This window comes from Chryseolinea soli, assembly GCF_003589925.1.
Classification (GTDB): domain Bacteria; phylum Bacteroidota; class Bacteroidia; order Cytophagales; family Cyclobacteriaceae; genus Chryseolinea; species Chryseolinea soli.
In genome coordinates this window covers 302,649-322,550 of the sequence record NZ_CP032382.1, presented here as the reverse complement: position 1 = coordinate 322,550, position 19,902 = coordinate 302,649, and the positions used below count along the sequence as shown (strand labels likewise).

The following is a 19,902-nucleotide window of genomic DNA, read 5'->3' as shown; positions in this document are numbered from 1 at the left end:
CGGTAAAGGTGTATGATAGAAAATAAGTTCAAGATCAGAACGGAACCTTCCAAACGGAACAGCAGCACACAGCCGTCGGCCACGACAAGCAACGGCAGCAGCATGTTTTCCGGTCTCGAAAAACGGCTGAAGCTGGAGAGCTATTTCGAAGAAGGCTTTCCCGTTCAATATCTCCCGAAGATATTGTTTGTTATGGCGTTGGGATTGATCTATATCAGCAATACACATTACGCCGAGAAAACGGTGCGGCGCATCAACAGCATACAGGCGGAGGTGGAAGACCTTCGCGCGGACTACACCACGCTGAAGGCCGACCTCATGTTTGCCAGCAAGCAATCGGAAGTCGCCCGCAAAGTGCAGCCCCTGGGATTGAAAGAAAGTTTGACACCACCCTATAAGATCGAAGTAGAAGAAGGTGAATATTAAGAAATCCATATTATTAAGAGTACGGGTCGCATTCCTGTTTGTGGTGCTGTTTGCCATCGCTGTGGTGGTGAAGACAGGCCACATTCAATTTGTGCAGGGGGAGAAGTGGGCCGCCATGGGCGAACGGATTTCTTTTGATTATAAACGCGTGAAGGCCACCCGTGGCAACATCTATTCCGACAACGGAAGCCTGTTGGCCACGTCGCTGCCGTTCTACAAGATCGCCTTCGACGCCACGCTGCCAAAGGATGAAGTGTTTTCCAAAGGACTGGATTCCCTAGCCTATCACCTGGCGCGCTTCTTTGGCGACAAGTCGAAGACAGACTATAAGCGCATGCTGAACGACGCGCGCTCCACAGGAAAACAATATGTGATCTTAAGCCGCAAGCACATCGACTACCAGGAAAAAAAGGAGATGATGCGCTGGCCCATTTTCCGCGAGGGACGTTTGAGAGGCGGCGCCATCTTTGAAAAGATCGACGTGCGCTACCGCCCGTTCTCGACCCTCAGCGGCCGCACCATTGGCTATATCAATGAAAACGACAAAGGGGTGGGGTTGGAGTACAGCTTCAACCAGCAGTTGGGCGGACAAGATGGTTATGCTTACTATCAAAAAATTGCCGGCGGCATCTGGAAGCCTGTGTTCGATGCCAACAATGTGAAAGCTGTAGACGGTCTCGATCTACAAACCACGCTCGATGTGAACTTGCAGGACGTAGCCGAAACGGCCTTGCAAAAAGCCATGCGCCAACACAATGCCGACGATGGCCTCGTAGCGGTGATGGAAGTGGAGACGGGCAACATAAAAGCTATCTCCAACCTGAGCAGCGACGGAAATGGAAATTTTTTAGAGCGGTTCAATTTTGTGACCGGCCAATTGTTTGAGCCGGGTTCGACCTTTAAGCTGGTAACCATGATCGCCCTGCTGGAAGATAGCCCGGTGGAACTTAGCGATAGCATCGACACTGGAAATGGAGAGGCCACGTTCTACAATAAGACCGTGCGCGATCACGAAGACAACGGCTTGGGAAAAGTTTCCGTGCAAGTGGCCTTCGAGCATTCTTCCAACGTGGCCATGGCCAAGTTGGTGGATAAACATTTTGGATTGCGTCCGCAGAAGTTTGTGGATTATGTAGATAAGCTCAAGTTATCACAACCCCTTGGCGTGCAGATCGCCGGCGAGCCCACCCCGAAGATCAAACGCCCCGGACAAAAAGGATGGAGCGGAATCAGCCTTCCGTGGATGGCCTATGGCTATGGTTTTGAGATCACGCCGTTGCATACCCTCGCCTTGTACAACGCCGTGGCCAATGGCGGCAAGATGATCAAGCCTGTGTTTGTGAAATCCATCCGCCGGGCCGATGAGGAGGAAGAATCTTTCGATACGGAAGTGCTCAACAAAAAGATCTGTTCCGACAAAACGCTGGATAAGTTGCAGACGTTGCTGGAGGGTGTGGTGGAGAGAGGAACAGCATCGAACATCAAAGGAACGCACTATCGCATTGCTGGAAAAACCGGAACGGCCCAGATCCTCGATCACGGCCGCTACACGAAAAAGTATATCACCTCTTTCGTGGGTTATTTTCCGGCACATGCGCCCAAGTATAGCGCCATCGTCCTGATCAAAAATCCAAGAGGCTGGTATCAATACGGAAGCAGCGTGGCTGCGCCGGTGTTTAAGGAAATCGCCGACAACATCTACGCCCGCGATTTGAATCTTCACCAGCCCATGGATGTGAAGAAGTTTAAAAAACAAGACGTGCTGCCCGTGATCCGTGCGGGCAACCAACAGGAGCTCACCATGCTGTGCAATGCGCTGGGCGTGTCGAACCATTCGCTGACCGAAGAGGAGTGGGTGCGTTCGTCGCGCGTGGGGAACGGCGTGGATTGGAAGAAGAACATCGTCGGAAAAAATGTAGTACCCGACGTGATGGGGATGACCTTCCGGGATGCGATCTATTTATTAGAGAGCTCGGGCCTGAAAGTGTTTTACGAAGGCAAGGGCCGTGTGAAAGAGCAATCCCTTGCACCCGGTGGACGTGTGGGACATGGCAGCCGGGTATTTATTAAATTAGGATAACAGGTATTTAGAGTAGAAAAAAGATAGAACACTACGTGCGCGAACTGAAAGACATATTGTACAAGGTATCCCTCACCTCCAGCTATGGCAACATGAGCGGTGAAGTGAAGGGTATTTGCTTTGACTCGCGCAAAGTGCAGGCAGGTTTTTTATTTATCGCCGTGAGAGGCACGCAGTCCGACGGTCACGCGTATATCGCGAAGGCCATCGACCTGGGCGCCTCCGCCATTGTTTGCGAACAACTGCCGGATAGCATCAACGACAAGATCACCTACGTCACCGTGAAGAACAGCGCGCAGGCGTTGGGGATCATTGCCTCGAACTACTATGGCAACCCCAGTGAGAAAGTGAAGCTCACCGGTGTGACGGGTACGAACGGCAAGACCACGGTGGCTACGCTATTGTACAAGCTTTTTATTGCGCTGGGCCATCCCTCCGGGTTGTTGTCGACGGTGGAGAATAAGATCATGAAGGAGGTGGTGCCGTCCACACATACCACGCCGGACCCTATCCAGTTGAACGAGTTGCTGGATCGCATGGTAAAAGCCGGGTGCACACACGTGTTCATGGAAGTGAGCTCGCATGCCGTGGACCAGGAGCGCATTGCCGGGTTGAAGTTCGTGGGTGCGTTGTTTACGAACATTACCCACGATCACCTCGACTATCACAAGACGTTCGAGAACTACATCAAGGCCAAGAAAAAATATTTCGACGAACTGAGCAGCGATGCCTTTGCGTTGGTGAACGCCGACGACAAACGCGGTATGGTGATGTTGCAAAACACAAAAGCCTCCAAGTATTCTTTTGGATTGAAGAAGATGGTGGACTTCAAAGGAAAGATCATCACCAATTCGATCGAAGGGCTGGAGTTGGAGATCGGTGGCAAGAACGTTTGGTTTAGGCTGATCGGTGATTTCAATGCCTACAACCTGCTGGCCGTGTATGGCGCGGCTATTTTGTTGGGAGAGGAATCCGACGAGGTGCTGACGAAGCTGTCGTCGTTGGAAGGCGCTGTGGGTCGCTTTGAGTTGGTGATGCCGGGATCGAAAGTGACGGCCATCGTAGACTATGCACACACTCCCGATGCGCTGAAGAACGTATTGGAAACCATTGCCCAGTTCAGGACCGGTGCCGAGCAGGTGATCACCGTAGTGGGTTGTGGCGGAAACCGCGACAAAACAAAACGCCCGTTGATGGCATCCATTGCTTGCCGTCTCAGCGACAAGGTGGTGCTCACCTCGGACAATCCCCGCGACGAAGACGCCATGGAGATCATCCGCGAGATGCAGGCCGGCGTGATGCCTACGGAGGTGCGCAAGACCCTGGTGATGGCCGATCGCGAAGAAGCGATCAAAACCGCGTGCATGATGGCCAAGGAACACGACATCATCCTCATCGCGGGCAAGGGACATGAAACGTATCAGGAAATAAAAGGGATAAAATATCCGTTCGACGACCGCGAGGTGGTGGAGCGCATGCTGAAACTTTTTGAGAATTAAGGAATGCTGTACTATTTATTCAACTATCTCGATTCACTAGACGTACCCGGAGCCGGTGTATTCCAATACATCTCGTTCCGCGCGGGTATGGCAGCGTTCCTGTCGTTGTTGATCACGATCACGTTTGGTAAAAACCTGATCCACGCGCTGCGCAAAAAACAAGTGGGCGAAGACATTCGCGACCTCGGCCTGGAAGGACAAATGCAAAAGAAAGGTACCCCCACCATGGGCGGGATCATCATCATTGCGGCCATCCTCATTCCGACGCTGTTGTTTGCCAAGTTGGACAACGTGTATGTGGCGCTGTTGATCATCACCACGTGCTGGTTGGGGTTGATCGGATTTTTGGATGACTATATCAAAGTATTCCGCAAGAACAAGGAAGGATTGGCCGGCCGTTTCAAGATCGTCGGTCAGGTAGGCATTGGATTGATCGTGGGGTTCACGCTCTATTTCAACGACAACGTTGTGGTGCGCGAAGTGAGTGCAGGGACGCGATCCAGTGTGCAGGTCCAGGACGCAGACGAATCGCTTGAAAGCCCCGCAGGCTATCAAGATGTGAAGTCCACGACAACGACTGTTCCATTTGTGAAGAACAACGAGATGGACTACAGCAAGATCATCCCCTTCTTGCCGGCCAAGTATACGTGGATCATATACGTGCTGGTGGTGATCCTGATCATCACCGCCGTGTCGAATGCGGCGAACATCACCGACGGCATTGACGGGCTCGCGGCAGGGACCTCAGGCATCATCGGGTTGACGTTGGCGATCCTCGCGTATCTCTCGGGTCGTATCGACTTTGCGAGCTACCTGAACATCATGTACATCCCGAACCTGGCGGAGCTGGTAATTTTTTGTACGGCGTTCGTGGGTGCATGCCTGGGCTTTCTTTGGTACAATGCATACCCCGCGCAGGTGTTCATGGGCGACACAGGAAGCCTGACCTTGGGGGGGATCATTGCCGTGTTGGCCTTGGCGGTGAGAAAGGAATTGTTGATCCCGGTGTTGTGTGGAGTATTCTTCGTTGAAATACTCTCCGTGATGCTGCAGGTGTCGTACTTTAAATACACGAAAAAGAAATACGGTGAAGGACGGAGAATATTTTTGATGTCGCCGTTGCATCACCACTATCAAAAGAAAAACATCCACGAAGCCAAGATCGTTGCACGGTTTTGGATCGTGGGCATATTGTTGGCCATACTGGCCCTGGCAACTTTGAAACTGAGATGAGCGAACGCATAGTCATATTGGGAGGAGGCGAAAGCGGAACGGGAGCAGCACTGCTCGCGAAAGCGCAGGGCTTTGACGTTTTTGTTTCAGACATGGGGCCTATCAAAGACAAGTACAAGGCCGAGCTGGACAAGGAGAACATCGCCTACGAAACGGGCGCGCACACCGAAGCGAAGATCCTCAATGCCGCATACATCATCAAGAGCCCGGGCATTCCCGACAAAGCGCCGATGATCAAAGCAGCAAAGGCAGCGGGAATTCCGGTGATCGATGAAATTGAATTTGCTTTTCAGTATACAGACGCCAAGATCATCGCCATCACAGGAACAAACGGCAAAACCACAACGACCTTGCTCACCTATCACCTGATGAAGGAAGCCGGTTTCAATGTGGGACTTGCCGGTAATGTGGGCAAGAGCATGGCGCGCCAGGTGGCCACCGAGTCGTTTGATTGGTACGTGCTCGAAATGAGCAGCTTTCAGTTGGACGGCACAAAGACATTTGACCCGGAGATTGCCGTGTTGCTCAACATCACGCCCGATCACCTGGATCGCTATGAATACACCTTGCAGAATTATATCGATTCCAAATTCCAGATCGTTCGCAAAATGAAAGCGTCACAGCATTTCATTTACTATGCCGACGACCAGGTGATTGCTACGGAGTTGAAGAAGCGATCGATCGTTCCTAAGCAAACACCAGTGTCGTTAAAGCGCGATGCTGCCGTGCCGGTATATGCTGATGGACCGACCATGCATTTCAAACTCAAGGATGAATTTCAGGTCGCGCAACCGGACACCACCTTAAAGGGGCCCCACAACCTGATCAACACGATGGCCGCGGTGTCGTCGGTATATCTGGCCGGTGTGGGCGTAGAGAGCATTCGCAAGGGGTTGAAGACTTTTAAAAATGCACCCCATCGTTTGGAGAGTGTGGCCGTTATTCGCGGGGTGGAATTTGTGAACGACTCCAAAGCAACCAATGTCGACTCCGTGGTGTATGGATTGGGCAGCTATGAAAAGCCCCTCATCTGGATCGCGGGAGGAGTAGACAAGGGCAACGACTATTCGTTGATTGAAGAACAAGTAAAGAAGAAAGTAAAAGCGCTGATCTGCCTGGGAAAGGACAACGAGAAGTTGAAACAATTTTTTGGCAAAACAGTAAAGCGTATAGAGGAAACGCAAAGTGTGACGGAGCTGGTGCACAAAGCGCTGGCCATGGCAGAAGCCGGCGATGTAGTATTGTTATCGCCCGCTTGTGCAAGCTTCGATCTCTTCAAGAACTATGAAGACCGGGGAGATCAGTTCAGACAAGCTGTATTGGATTTGAAGAAGGAAACGGAAGGCATAAGCGCTTAAAAAATAGGGAGCAGAACTATGCAGAAAATAAAAACATGGGCCGATAAGAACCTGCAAGGTGACAAAGTCATCTGGGCAGTGGTGTTTGCGCTTTCGCTGATCAGTATCCTCGTGGTGTACAGCTCCATCGGAACGCTGGCCTACAAGCGCACACAAAGTCCCGAAAGCTTTTTGTTGAAGCACACGTTCACCGTGATCGTGGGTCTTGCCGCCATGTGGTTTGCACACCGGGTAGACTATCGCTACTACTCCAAGCTTTCCAAGATCGGGTTGTTCGTCAGCATCCCGTTGTTGATCTATACATTCACAAACGGTGTCAGCCTCAACGACGCCGCACGTTGGATCCAGGTTCCTATCGTTGGATCGTTCCAACCTTCGGACTTCGCCAGCCTTGCGTTGATCGTGAACCTGGCGAGCATGCTCTCCAAACGTCAACAAAACATTGACGACATAAAGGAATCATTGATCCCCATCTTGTTTTGGTGTGGTATCATCTGCGGATTGATCGCGTTGACAAACTTGTCGACCGCCATGCTGCTGTTGGTGACGTGCATGCTCATCATGTTCATCGGCCGCGTGCCTACGAAATATTTGGCGATGCTCGTTTTTGTAGGAGCATTGGCCGGATCGCTGGCCATTGCGTTTGGGGTTCGTGGAGAGACGGCAAAACATCGGATTCAAAGTTTTATCGATGGTTCGGAGCTCCCTTTCCAGGCCAAGCATGCGCGCATCGCTGTGGCGACGGGCGGCCTGTTTGGCAAGGGACCGGGCAACAGCGATCAACGCAATATTCTCCCTCACCCGTATTCGGACTTCGTGTATGCGATCGTGATCGAAGAGTATGGTATGGTCGGGGGCATTGCTGTGTTGGGACTATATCTTCTTTTATTACACCGGGGGATGAAGGCCTCTTATAATAGCGACCGCGCTTTTGGCGGATTGCTTTCTGCGGGACTAAGCTTTGACCTGGTATGCCAGGCCATGGTGAACATGGGTGTCGTTGTGGGGTTGGGCCCCATCACCGGGCAGCCACTTCCCTTGATCTCTATGGGGGGAACGTCGATGGTGTTTACCGGACTTTCGTTGGGGATCATCCTCAGTGTGAGCCGCGGTGAGCAAGACCAGAAATGGGAGCAAAGCACAACGGACGAATCGAAGGAAACGAAAAACATGCCAACGGCAAAAGCAGCGTGAGTTCAAGCACACCATATCGTTTGATCATAAGCGGTGGCGGCACGGGAGGACACATCTTCCCCGCCGTTGCCATCGCCAACGAGTTCCGCGAACGCCATCCGGATGCCGACATTCTTTTTGTGGGCGCCAAAGACAAGATGGAGATGACCCGCGTGCCCGAAGCCGGCTACAAGATCATCGGGCTGTGGATCACCGGCCTGCAACGAAAGTTGACCTGGTCGAACCTGTTGTTCCCGGTGAAGGTGGTGGTGAGCTACTGGAATGCCCGCAAGATCGTGCGCGAGTTCAAGCCCCACGCCGTGATCGGCACCGGAGGTTTTGCCAGCGGACCCGTGATGATGGCGGCCACGCGCGCCGGTATCCCCTCCGTGATCCAGGAACAAAACTCCTTTGCAGGACTTGCCAACAAACAAGTGGCCAGTAAAGTGAGCAAAGTGTGTGTAGCCTATGAGGGCATGGAAAAATATTTTCCTAGCGAAAAACTGGTGCTCACGGGCAACCCGGTGAGAAAGGATATGCTTTCGATCGCTGTCAAACGCGAACGCGCGTTGAATCATTTCGGATTTGATGCCGGCACCAAAACATTGCTCATCGTGGGCGGCAGCCTCGGCGCCCGCACGATCAACGAGAGCATCATCCAGGGCATCGAGAAATTGGTCGATGCCAAGGTGCAGGTGATCTGGCAAACGGGCAAGGGATATTATGAAGGATACAAGGCACAGTTGGTGAAGTACGATCTGCGCAAGATCCGCGTCCAGGATTTTCTAAAGGAAATGGACCTGGCCTACGCCGCTGCGGATGTTGTCATCTCCCGTGCCGGAGCATTGGCGGTCTCGGAGATCTGCATTGCGAAGAAGCCGGTCATCCTCGTGCCGTCGCCAAACGTGGCCGAAGATCACCAGACCAAGAACGCCAAAGCGCTTGTCGACAAAGACGCCGCCGTGCTGGTGCTGGATAAAGACGCCGGGGTTAGGTTGGTCGACGAAGCCTTGAAGCTGTTGTTCGACAAGCAACGCACCGACAAGCTGACCGAGAACATCGCCAAGCTTGCCAAACCGGATGCCACGGCATCCATCGTGAATGAAATTGAGAAGCTCATCGTAGCGAAGTCGGCCGACAAGGATCAGCCGGAGCACGGTGAACAATTGTATTATAAATCAACAGGGAACAACCAGCCGATTGACACCAGTCGGCTGCAACCCGTAATGGTGAAACGATAAACGAACGTGACGTTAGAAAAGTACGATAACATCTATTTCCTGGGTATTGGCGGGATTGGCATGAGCGCCCTGGCACGGTGGTTCATGAAGGAAGGACTACGTGTTTCCGGCTACGACAAAACGTCTACCACACTCACGGACGAGTTGCAGAAAGAAGGCATGCGCATTCATTTTGAAGATAAGCTCGAGCTTATCCCCGAAGAAGTGAAGCAGCAAAAAGATAAAACGTTAGTGATCTTCACGCCGGCCATCCCCAAGGATCACGTCGAACACAACTACCTGAAGCAAAATGGCTATACCATTTTGAAACGCTCGGAAGTGTTGGGCTTGCTCACAAAAGATTACAAGACCGTAGCGGTTGCCGGCACACACGGCAAGACGACAACGTCTTCTATGGTGGCGCACATTCTGAAGAGTTCAGGAAAGAGCATGGTTGGTTTTCTAGGAGGTATCACCACGAATTACGCATCCAACCTCGTGATGGAAGGTGATGTGAAGAAGGACACCCTGGTGGTGGTGGAAGCCGATGAATTCGATCGGTCGTTCCTTCGGCTTTTCCCGCAGATCGCTGTGGTCACGTCGGCCGATGCCGATCACCTGGATATCTATGGCGATCACGAGAGCCTGATTGTTTCGTTCAAAGAATTTATTTCACAGATCAATCGCGGTGGCGACCTGATCATCCACGAATCGATAGCCGAACTTTTGGCCGATAAAGTGGACCACGTGAAGAAACATATTTACAGCATGAGCCGGGGACAATTTTTTGCCGGGAACATTACCGCAAGGGGCGGATTTTTTCAGTTCGATCTCCATGGATTTGGAAAGGTCGAACACGTGCAGCTCGGTGTCCCTGGTTTTCATAACATTGAAAATGCCATCGCTGCGTCGGTGGCCGCAAACTTGTGTGGTGTGGGCCTTCCCACGATCGCGAAAGCCCTCGAGTCGTTCCGGGGCGTGAAGCGCAGGTTTGAGTATGTTTTAAGAGGAAAGAAAGTGGTGTTCGTAGACGACTACGCGCATCACCCGACGGAGATCGAAGCGTTTCTGCGCTCCATGAAGTCGCTGTACCCGGGCAGGAAGCTGACGGCTATTTTTCAGCCCCACTTGTTTACGAGAACGCGCGATTTTGCAGCGGGATTTTCCAAAAGCCTGAGCCTCGCCGACGAGGTGTTGCTCATGGATATATACCCGGCGCGCGAACTGCCGATACCGGGTGTGGATTCGGATATGCTGATGACCGACATCACCAGCGCCGTGAAGATCCGTTGTAACAAAAAGGATTTGATGGAAAAGCTGGAGAAGATGGATTTGGATGTGGTGGTCACGGTTGGAGCAGGCGACATCGATACGTTTGTAAAACCCATTGGGGAAATGTTGAAGCGGAAGTATGAAGATTAATTTTAACATAAAGAAGCGTGTTAAGATCATCATCGCGGTGTTGATTGTGTGCGGCATTATTGCCTTTGCCGAACGCCATCAGAGCTCAGCGTCGATCCGGGACATCACCATCAAGATGGTGAACGTGAACGAAAATCACTTCCTGGATGAGTCCGACATCGTGAACCTCATGCAATTGAACAAGGAGACCTTGAAAGGCGCTACGCTGGACCGTGTCAACCTGAAAGACGTGGAGAAGAAGATCAAGAGCGAACCTTTTATCAAGGATGCGCAGTTGTATAGCGACCTGAAAGGAAATCTCGTGGTCAAGACCGAGCTTCGCCGCCCCATTGCACGACTGGTTCGCAACGATGGCCCCGACGGCTACATCGCCGAGGATGGAACCGTAATGCCGGTGTCGGATAAGTTTACAGCCCGGGTGGTTCTGATGAGTGGATCGTATGTGAACCAACTCCTCAAACAAAACAACGTGAACGACACCGAAGACGGCAAGAACCTGATCGCCCTCCTGAACGTCATCCGCGAGGATGATTTTTGGGCCGCGCAGATCGCACAGCTCGACGTCGATAGCAAAGCGCGCATCACCTTGTTTCCCCAGGTGGGCGACGAGAAGATCGAATTCGGGAAACCGGAAAACATAGAAGCCAAGTTTAAAAAGCTGATGATCTTCTACAAAGAAATTCTCCCGCGGATGGGATGGAACAAGTATGGAAGGGTCAATCTGGAATACGAAGGACAGATTGTTGCAGAGTAAAAAGACAACGAAGCGTGACAAAATAAAAGCATTACAACAACCACTATAAAAGATCTATCATCATGGAACACGAAAAAATTGTAGTCGGGCTCGACATAGGCACAACAAAGATCTGTGCCATTGTAGGACGCAAGAATGAATTCGGCAAGCTAGAGGTGCTGGGTATGGGCAAGGCCGAGTCAGAGGGCGTAGTGAAAGGCATCGTTTTCAATATTGACAAGACCGTGTACGCCATCGAGAAAGCTATACGCGAAGCCGGCGACCAGGCGGGCATCGACATTGGTGTGGTGAACGTGGGCATTGCCGGTCAGCATATAAAAAGCTTTATCCAGCACGGTGGCATCACCCGCTCTTCCAAGGAAGACGAGATCACCATCGACGACGTGGAGCGCCTCACACAAGACATGTATCGCATGGTAGTGCCGCCCGGTAGCCAGATCATTCACGTGATGCCGCAAGATTATATGGTGGACTACGAAGAAGGTATCAAGGAACCTGTGGGCATGTCGGGTGTGCGCCTGGAAGCCGACTTCCATGTCATCACCGCCCAAACCAACGCCATCAACAACATCAATAAGTGCATCCGCCGGGGCAGCCTGGAGATCGCCGATCTTATTCTTGAGCCCCTTGCGTCCAGCCTGGCCGTGTTGAGCGACGAAGAGAAAGAAGCCGGCGTTTGCCTCATCGACATTGGCGGTGGCACGACAGACATCGCGATCTTCTACGACAACATCATCCGTCACACGGCGGTCATTCCGTTCGGAGGAAATATTGTGACCAACGACATCAAGCAGGGCTTGATGGTGTTGCCACAACAGGCCGAACAACTGAAGACGCGTTTTGGCAAGGCCATCGCCGAAGAGGCCAGCCCGAACGAGATCGTATCCATCCCGGGCATCCGCAACCGCGCGGCGAAGGAGATCTCGGTGAAGAACCTGTCGAATATCATCCAGGCCCGGATGGAAGAAGTGATCGAGATGGCGCACGCAGAGATCATCAGCTCCGGTTTTGAGAATCGCCTGGCCGGCGGCATCGTGATCACCGGCGGCGGGGCACAGTTGAGCAACCTAAAGCAGCTTGTTGAATACATGACCGGTATGGACACCCGTATCGGTTACCCGAACGAACACCTGGGCAAGAGCAAGATCGAATCGGTGAAAAGTCCGATGTATGCTACTGCCGTTGGCCTGGTGCTATCGGGTTTCCGCTCTCTGGACGAAAGAGAGGACCGTTACAAGGAGGCGCGCGAAGTGGTGAAAGCCATTAAAGTGAAGAAGCAGCCGGTAACAGCATCCAAGAATTTCTTCAACGACATCCTGAACAAAACCAAGAGTCTGTTGATCGATGACCTGGATGGAAAGAACGAATATTGAGTATTTCGGAACAGTGAGCGCGGGCGTTCGTGTAGCGTTGGCCACCCTGATCCCAAACCAAAAAAGACAACCACTAAAAAAAATCTAATCATGTTTGAAGCAGGATCATACAAATTTGAGATCCCCAAAGCCAACAACCGGTCCATCATCAAGGTGATCGGCGTAGGCGGTGGAGGGAGCAATGCGGTGAACCACATGTATAAGCAAGGCATTAAAGATGTCGAGTTCATCGTTTGTAATACCGACAACCAGGCGCTGATGAGCAGCCCTGTGCCGAGTAAACTTCAGATCGGCACCAACCTCACCGAAGGTTTGGGGTGTGGCGCCAACCCTGAAGTGGGCAAGAACGCGGCGCTGGAAAGCAAAGAGCAGATCCGCGAAATGCTCATGGGCACCAAGATGGTGTTTGTCACCGCCGGCATGGGCGGTGGCACGGGTACCGGCGCAGCTCCGGTGATCGCCAAGATTGCCAAAGACATGGACATCCTCACCGTAGGCATCGTCACCGCGCCGTTCTCTTTCGAAGGAAAGAAGAAGATGGCCGCTGCCGACCTGGGGCTCGATGCGCTGCGTCAAAACTGCGACACCGTGCTGGTGATCCTCAACGACAAACTGCGCGAGATCTTTGGAAACCTTTCCATCGGCCAGGCCTTTGCCCAAGCCGATAACGTGTTGACCACGGCCGCCAAAGGCATCGCCGAGATCATCACCCTGGCGGGCTACGTCAACGTCGACTTCCAGGATGTGCGCACCGTCATGCTGAACGCCGGCGCTGCCGTCATGGGCTCAGCCGAAACCCGCGGCGATAAACGCGCACCCAAAGCCGCCGAAGGCGCCCTCGCTTCACCGCTGCTCGACAGTCGCGACATCATGGGAGCGAAACGCATCTTGTTGTCCATCATCTCGGGTGTAGAAGCCGAATTGCAGATGGACGAGCTGACGGAGATCACCGAATACATCCAGGATCAGGCCGGCGAAGAAGCCGAAATGATCTTTGGCCACGGTGTAGATCCGGACCTCGGCGACCGCATCCGCGTCACCGTGATCGCGACAGGCTTTGCGACCGAAACAAGCCACTTGCCGGCGAAGAAAGAAGAAAAGAAAGTTCACAACCTCGATCGTTCCCAAGGCTGGCTGTTCTCGCCGGATCATTCCGTAACCGAAAACAACGACATGGGCTCGCGCCGGACACCCGAAATAAAAACGAGCGCATCCGAGGAAGAACCTGTTGAACGCGAACAAGTGTTCACCGGTCCTTTCAATCGCGTCGAACCCGTCCAACCCGAAAACACCGACGACGACGGCGAAGAAAGCCTCTTCAAAGACGACGACTTCGACGACGTCACCCCACGCTATGGCGACCAGGTGATCAACGACGAGGGTATGATGGAACTGCGCTCCACCAAACAACGCCTGCAACAGCAGGCAAAAGAGCGCCAGGAAAAAATGAAGCAGGCCCGCAAGCAAGAGATGACCAAAGAAGAATTCAACGAAAAATGGTCACTCCCGGCTTACTTGCGCCGCGGCGTGAAAATGCAGGACGTGCCCCATTCGGCCGAACCCTTCATCTCCAAATACAACTTGAACGACGACAACAATCTGTTGGGCAACAATAAATTTTTGCACGACAACGTAGACTAGACTAACTTAATAGAAAACAATAAAACACAGAGAAAGACATGCAAGACATGGCATTTCCGGCACGACAGGTGATTTACTCCATTCGTAGTGGTTGTTGGTGGTAAATATTTTTTGCCGGTGCCGGAGTGCCAATTTTTAATCGGTTGATGCGCCATTTTTTATTTGCAATTTTTGGTTTAAGCAAAGGGCGCAGTAGTTATGTAAAATGCCGGACGTGGATAACGTCCGGCGTTTGTTTTTTTGCGGGATGATGTGACGGGAAACGTTTACAAAACGATTTGAATAGTCTATTCGGGAAGTGCCCGGTTTGGCAGCATCGGCCAGTGGTTGAGGGAGATAATCTTATTCTATTCCCACCTCTTCCCCTCCCGCTTTCTCAGCATTAAATTCCCTTTTTATGACCGCATGGAGCATGAGTCCGATGACAAAACCGCTTGCCAGTCCACCGACGTGTGCAGCATTATCGGTTCCTCCCGCCAACCCCATAAGTAAGTTGTACCCTACGAAAATGAGTGTGCTCAAAAGGAATGCCTTTCCAAATTCCGATGGAAACGCCTTTGTCAGAATAAAGGCAAGGAACACACCATAGAGTCCGAATATTGCGCCCGATGCTCCAACACTTATCGTGGCGCTATACCACAAGATGCTGGCAACACTGGCGAGTAGTCCTGTCAGCAAGTAGAGGATCAGGAACTTGCTTTTGCCAAGCCAAGGTTCTAAAAAGATGCCCACGAAGAGTAGTCCGTACATGTTTGCCAGAACATGCATGAGTCCGCCGTGCAAAAAGGTGCTGGTAAGAAGTCGCCACCATTCGCCACTTTTGGTTAGTGGCCCATAATTAGCCCCCCAATTCAATAGATCTTGTCCCTTGAATGAAATAAATCCATGGCCGGAAAGGGCCATGAAGAGGTAGATCGCGAGATTGGCATAGATTAGGATGGGCGTAATAAAATATCCATCTCTTGGTTTTAAAAACTCGATGAAGTCTTTCATCTCTTCCTGGGCCACCTTGTCGGGTTTTCCCTCCATAATTCTGTTCAAATGGGTCTCATCTATTTTCGGGATCAACAACATGAGGAGCCAAATGGAGAGGCCAACCAAAGAGGAACCTAATATCCACGATAGCTTATGGCCGTTCCTTGCATTATAAGGTTCAGTTACCGGTACGAGAATCGTTTCATCGCCCTTAACAAGAGAGTTCTTCCGGGCGGCCTCGACCAATCCTTCCTTCTTATCGGAGTTTCTGATTCTATCCAGGTAGACAAACTTTGAAACGTCCTTGCTATCGAAGTCACGCTGGCTGCCGGCTACAAAGTCCTGGTACTTTTTCTCCTTCTCGGATGCCTCTAATCTATTGCTTATCGTTTCGCGGTATTCTATTCCTAACCAAGCTGGGGTTTCTGATTTTGTTGTATCGGCTGCACTGGAAAAGATGGGTAGCGCAATATAAAGATGCATATTCAGGTGTTCGTTATGCTTGCCGGAAACGTCAAAGTCAGGATGAACACCGATGGCTTTTTTGTCGATGTAATACTTTTTTAACGTGTAGAATTTCGTTGCCTCGGTAGCCCTTATCTCGTCAATTGAATTTAATTCAGTAAGTTGTCCGGAGGCGGTGACGACATATTCCTGGGCGATTATCAGGGGAATAGTGAGTACAATCCACAGGATGAAGCTATAGAAGTCTCGCCAGTTGCCACGTTTCGCCTCCAGGGCTAGTATTTTAAGCTTGGGCCTTACTAGGACCCAGGCGGCCAATCCCGTCAGTACGAGCGGAATGCCGAAGTTTGTGACGATGTCTTTTAACGCAAACAGATCGAGCTTTATGAACAGAATCCAATGTAAAAATGTGTAGCCGATGAGTAGTCCGATGAAGGTGAGTAGCGTCGGAATGAAAATAATTCTGATTTTGTCTTTCATAACGTTGGCCTGTATCAGTTAAGGTTAATGGCTGCCAAACAATTTTTATGTCTTCCTCCTGTGGACACGAGCTGCCAATTCGGTTGCGTTTACCCAATATCCGCGAAATTTAGTGTATCTCAAAAGTTGGATATTTTTTTTCCAAGCCACGGCTTGGGCGGGTGTACGCATGGCGACGTTGTCACTCCAATAGTACTTTGAATGTACCGCCCATTGCCCCCAACGCCACCGCAACAGGCCCAAAATCCTGGCCTCAAACTTGTAATTCTACCGGTAACACCAATGTTCAAAGTTATGAAACGGTCGTTGCCCTATGTTGCTGTGTTTGCCTTGTTCAGCCTTTTCGCTTGTGATGTTTACACCGTGGAGCCTCGCTACGACGTGCGCGATAATCTGACCGGCAATTACGAGATGGAAGAATATAGCGACATGTATAACGATCTCTCTTACTATCAGATCTATATCCGGAAGTCTGCCTATGCAGGGGAGATTTATATCGATAACTTTTATGCATCCGATGTTTTGGTACATGCCTCGGTATCCTACGACCGCGTCATCATCCCTTATCAGGAAGTGAACGGCTACGCCATAGAAGGCACGGGTACCGTTTACGGGAGCACGCTTTCCCTGACCTATAGCGTCAAGGACCTCTACAATCACGCCCCTGCCGACTTTTGTAAATCTACCGCCAACCGGTATTGAGGCGTTGATTTATTCAACGGGATAGCCGTTCTTTCAGGATTGATTTAGCATGAAGCCATTCCTGTACGAACTCGCGGAAACCCTCTATAAGAACTACCGTCCCTTGGATGCGTTGACGGTGATTTTTCCAAACCGCCGGGCCGTGCTGTATTTTCGCAAACACCTGAGCGTGTTCCTGGAACGGCCCACGTTTGCGCCCAGGCTCATCACCATCGAAGACTTTATTGCCGACCTCACGGAGCTGAAAGTTCCGGACAAGCTCGAGCTGATCCATCGCCTGTTCAAGACGCATTTTGAGTTGCTGAAAAAATCGCCGGAGACCGCCAGCGAACCCTTCGACAAATTCTATTTCTGGGGCGACATGCTGCTGCGCGATTTCGACGAGGTCGACAAATACCTCGTCAACCCAGGCCAACTGTTTCAGGACCTGAGTCACCAAAAAGAACTCGATTCCAGCTTCGACTATCTCACCGACGAACAACGCGAATTCCTAAAGACCTTCTGGGGTAGCTTTGAAGAACACTTAACGGGAAACAAGCGAAAGTTCCTGACCGTATGGAATCAACTTTTCTCCCTGTACACCCGCTTCGGTCAGGCCTTGTTGGCCGAGGGCCTCGCCTATGAGGGCATGTTGCATCGCCACGTAGCCGAAAATCTATCCGAAGGCATGGCGCAACGCGTGAAGGGAAAGTCGTTGGTGTTTGCGGGCTTCAACGCACTCACCAAAGCCGAAGAAAAGATCATGTCCTTTTTTGTGGACCGCGGCATGGCCAACATCTATTGGGACTTGGATGAGTATTACGTCAACAACAACACCCAGGAAGCCGGCAAGTTTTTCCGTGAATACCAGCAACACCCCGTGTTGGGAAAGACCTTTTCAAAAGATATACCGTCGCATTTCACAGCCGTGTTGCAGTCGGGTAAGGATGCCGGACAGCCGAAATCCATCCGTGTCTTTGGTGCCGCGCAGCCGGTGGGGCAGGCCAAGGTGATGGCGCAGGTCTTGCGTGAGCAGCTAGCAGCGGGCATCGACCCGGAGGACACGCTCATCGTGCTGCCCGACGAAAAGCTCCTGCTGCCCGTATTGCATGGCCTTTCGGCCGATGTGGAAAAGCTCAACATCACCATGGGTTTTCCCGTGAGCAGCACACCGCTGTACAACCTGGTGGAATTGTTGATCGAGATGCAGATCGGCGCCCGTCACGACCAATTCAATCACCGCCAGGTGCTGGCCTTGCTGGGCCATCCCTACGTGGTCGCAGCCGATGCTGCCGTGGCCAATGCAAAGCGCAAGGAGATCCTGAGCAACAACTGGGTGCACGTTCACCGGAACTTCCTGGCGTCTGCCGTACCCCTTCATCGCCTGATCTTCACCATGGCCGATGCGAACATCATCGGCTATCTCCAGGACATCGTCATGGAAATCGGACGCATGACCGGCATCACGACCTTCGACAAGGAATATGCGTTTCACTTCGTGAAGCTGTTGAACCGGATGGAAGATGTCATGGGCAATGACATGGAAGAAGAACATTCCCCCTCAACTTCTGAGGAAGAAGCTCCGGCGCGAACCCGCACCAAGTCTGTCGTGCTGAAATCTTTTTTGCGTCTTTTTCGTCAACTCATCCAGGCCTACAAGATACCCTTCACAGGCGAGCCTTTGAAAGGCTTGCAGGTCATGGGCGTATTGGAAACGCGTAACCTGGATTATAAAAACGTGTTCATCCTCTCGCTCAACGAGGGGGCTTTCCCTTCGTCGGCCGGCAAAGGATCCTACATTCCGTTCAACATCCGCAGAGCCTATAGTCTGCCCACCGTCGAGCACCAGGATGCCATGTATGCGTATCTTTTTTATCGCGTCCTGCAACGGGCAGAGAACGTCTTCCTGTTCTACAATGCCGAAACCGATGTGCTGGGGCAAGGCGAAATGAGCCGCTACCTGCAACAACTGATGTACGAAAGCGGCCTGCACCTCGAAAAGAAAATACTGCACAACCCCGTACAACCCACACCCATCACGCCCATCACCGTAGAAAAAAATGAAGACGTGATGCAAACCCTGGCGCGCCTGAGCGAAGGCAACAGCATGTTCCGCGGCCTGTCGCCTTCCGCCCTCAACACCTACATGGAGTGCCGCCTGCGCTTCTACTTCCGCCAGGTGGCGCGCATCCGAGAACCCGACGCCGTCGAAGAAGACCTGGATGCCCGCATCCTCGGTAACTTCCTGCACGACGTCATGGAACATTTCTACAAACGCCTCCGCGAACAAAAGAAAAGCAAGCATATCGAGGCTGCGGATTTTGATCACGCCGGTTTGCGCATCGATCAACTCATTGACGAAGTATTCATAAAGGCCTATGGACTGGAGCCCGGCAAGGCGGTCGTCTACGAAGGCCAACGTCTCGTGGTGCGCGAAGTGGTAAAACGCTTTGCCCACCGCATCATCGAAATGGACAAGGCCTATGCCCCGTTCACGATGGAAGCTGTGGAGCAGGAGGGCATGTTGTATCAAGTGCCCATTGGCAAACCTCCGGGCCATGTGTTGCTCAGCGGAAAGATCGACCGCGTAGATCGCAAAGACGATGTCTTGCGCGTGATCGACTATAAAACCGGTAAAGACAAATTGGATTTCGACAGCGTGGAGTCCCTGTTTGTTCGCGACGGCAAACGCAACAAGGCCGCTTTCCAAACTCTGCTCTACGCCCTGCTCTACCGCGCCAACGCAAGTCACCGCGGCACACGCATCGTCCCCGGCCTCATCAACCGGATGAACCTGTTCGATGATGATTTTAAATTTGGATTGAAAGTAGGGCGGGAGTATGTCACCGATGTCGACCCCTTGTTACCGGAATTTGAGCAGCGACTGAAAATAACATTGGAAGAGCTTTTCGATATTGAAACTCCCTTCGATCAGACCACGGATCCGGAGATTTGCCGGAATTGTCCGTATCAGGGGATTTGTTATCGGTGAGGGTATTGTCTTAACAATGTTTTGTGTGATGCGAAGCGTGTCGTTCTTAATAATGTTTCCGTGATGCGAATGTTGTTGGTGAAGAACACCAACAACGGCGGGTCGCCCATATTGGTGTTCTTCAGCAACA

14 protein-coding genes are annotated in these 19,902 nt (G+C 51.8%); 13 read left to right on the top strand and 1 reads right to left on the bottom strand.

Annotation, left to right across the window (positions count from 1 at the left end; all coding sequences use genetic code 11):
* Nucleotides 1-12: 12 nt before the first annotated feature.
* The 11 genes from D4L85_RS01125 (at nucleotide 13) to ftsZ (ending at nucleotide 14,179) form a co-directional block, all read left to right on the top strand.
* A complete protein-coding gene (locus D4L85_RS01125) occupies nucleotides 13-426 on the top strand; it encodes an FtsL-like putative cell division protein (protein WP_119752589.1) in 414 nt (137 codons plus the stop codon).
* The gene (locus D4L85_RS01120; protein ID WP_119752588.1) at nucleotides 416-2,506 is read left to right on the top strand and encodes a penicillin-binding protein; all 2,091 of its coding nucleotides are present in this window, start codon (nucleotides 416-418) and stop codon (nucleotides 2,504-2,506) included. The genes D4L85_RS01125 and D4L85_RS01120 overlap by 11 nt, the downstream gene beginning before the upstream one ends.
* Nucleotides 2,507-2,541: 35 nt before the next feature.
* Complete coding sequence (locus D4L85_RS01115; protein WP_119752587.1) at nucleotides 2,542-4,005, top strand: UDP-N-acetylmuramoyl-L-alanyl-D-glutamate--2,6-diaminopimelate ligase; 1,464 nt, start codon at nucleotides 2,542-2,544, stop codon at nucleotides 4,003-4,005.
* Between the two features lie 3 nt (nucleotides 4,006-4,008).
* Nucleotides 4,009-5,238, top strand: coding sequence for a phospho-N-acetylmuramoyl-pentapeptide-transferase (mraY, locus tag D4L85_RS01110; RefSeq protein WP_119752586.1), 1,230 nt, complete (start codon nucleotides 4,009-4,011; stop codon nucleotides 5,236-5,238).
* Nucleotides 5,235-6,596 (top strand): UDP-N-acetylmuramoyl-L-alanine--D-glutamate ligase, encoded by a 1,362-nt coding sequence (gene murD, locus D4L85_RS01105; RefSeq protein ID WP_119752585.1) that lies wholly within the window; start codon nucleotides 5,235-5,237, stop codon nucleotides 6,594-6,596. The genes mraY and murD overlap by 4 nt, the downstream gene beginning before the upstream one ends.
* Before the next feature lie 18 nt (nucleotides 6,597-6,614).
* A complete protein-coding gene (locus D4L85_RS01100) occupies nucleotides 6,615-7,790 on the top strand; it encodes an FtsW/RodA/SpoVE family cell cycle protein (RefSeq protein ID WP_119752584.1) in 1,176 nt (391 codons plus the stop codon).
* On the top strand, nucleotides 7,787-9,010 hold the full coding sequence (gene murG / locus D4L85_RS01095; RefSeq protein WP_418219883.1) for an undecaprenyldiphospho-muramoylpentapeptide beta-N-acetylglucosaminyltransferase: 1,224 nt from the start codon (nucleotides 7,787-7,789) through the stop codon (nucleotides 9,008-9,010). Before D4L85_RS01100 ends, murG begins: the two co-directional genes overlap by 4 nt.
* A gap of 6 nt (nucleotides 9,011-9,016) precedes the next feature.
* The gene (gene murC / locus D4L85_RS01090; RefSeq protein WP_119752582.1) at nucleotides 9,017-10,411 is read left to right on the top strand and encodes a UDP-N-acetylmuramate--L-alanine ligase; all 1,395 of its coding nucleotides are present in this window, start codon (nucleotides 9,017-9,019) and stop codon (nucleotides 10,409-10,411) included.
* Nucleotides 10,401-11,165, top strand: coding sequence for a cell division protein FtsQ/DivIB (locus tag D4L85_RS01085; RefSeq protein ID WP_119752581.1), 765 nt, complete (start codon nucleotides 10,401-10,403; stop codon nucleotides 11,163-11,165). The genes murC and D4L85_RS01085 overlap by 11 nt, the downstream gene beginning before the upstream one ends.
* A gap of 62 nt (nucleotides 11,166-11,227) precedes the next feature.
* Nucleotides 11,228-12,538 (top strand): cell division protein FtsA, encoded by a 1,311-nt coding sequence (ftsA, locus tag D4L85_RS01080; protein WP_119752580.1) that lies wholly within the window; start codon nucleotides 11,228-11,230, stop codon nucleotides 12,536-12,538.
* A 90-nt stretch (nucleotides 12,539-12,628) separates the two neighbouring features.
* On the top strand, nucleotides 12,629-14,179 hold the full coding sequence (gene ftsZ, locus D4L85_RS01075) for a cell division protein FtsZ (RefSeq protein WP_119752579.1): 1,551 nt from the start codon (nucleotides 12,629-12,631) through the stop codon (nucleotides 14,177-14,179).
* Between the two features lie 342 nt (nucleotides 14,180-14,521).
* Here ftsZ and D4L85_RS01070 read toward each other — a convergent pair whose 3' ends face one another.
* Nucleotides 14,522-16,099, bottom strand: a complete 1,578-nt coding sequence (locus tag D4L85_RS01070; RefSeq protein ID WP_119752578.1) for a rhomboid family intramembrane serine protease — start codon at nucleotides 16,097-16,099, stop codon at nucleotides 14,522-14,524.
* A gap of 294 nt (nucleotides 16,100-16,393) precedes the next feature.
* Here D4L85_RS01070 and D4L85_RS01065 point away from each other — a divergent pair, with 294 nt between their 5' ends.
* Together D4L85_RS01065 and D4L85_RS01060 are read left to right on the top strand one after the other, a co-directional pair.
* Nucleotides 16,394-16,801 (top strand): hypothetical protein, encoded by a 408-nt coding sequence (locus tag D4L85_RS01065; RefSeq protein ID WP_160143466.1) that lies wholly within the window; start codon nucleotides 16,394-16,396, stop codon nucleotides 16,799-16,801.
* Nucleotides 16,802-16,850: 49 nt separating this feature from the next.
* Nucleotides 16,851-19,772, top strand: coding sequence for a PD-(D/E)XK nuclease family protein (locus D4L85_RS01060; protein ID WP_119752576.1), 2,922 nt, complete (start codon nucleotides 16,851-16,853; stop codon nucleotides 19,770-19,772).
* The last annotated feature ends 130 nt before the right edge of the window (nucleotides 19,773-19,902 follow it).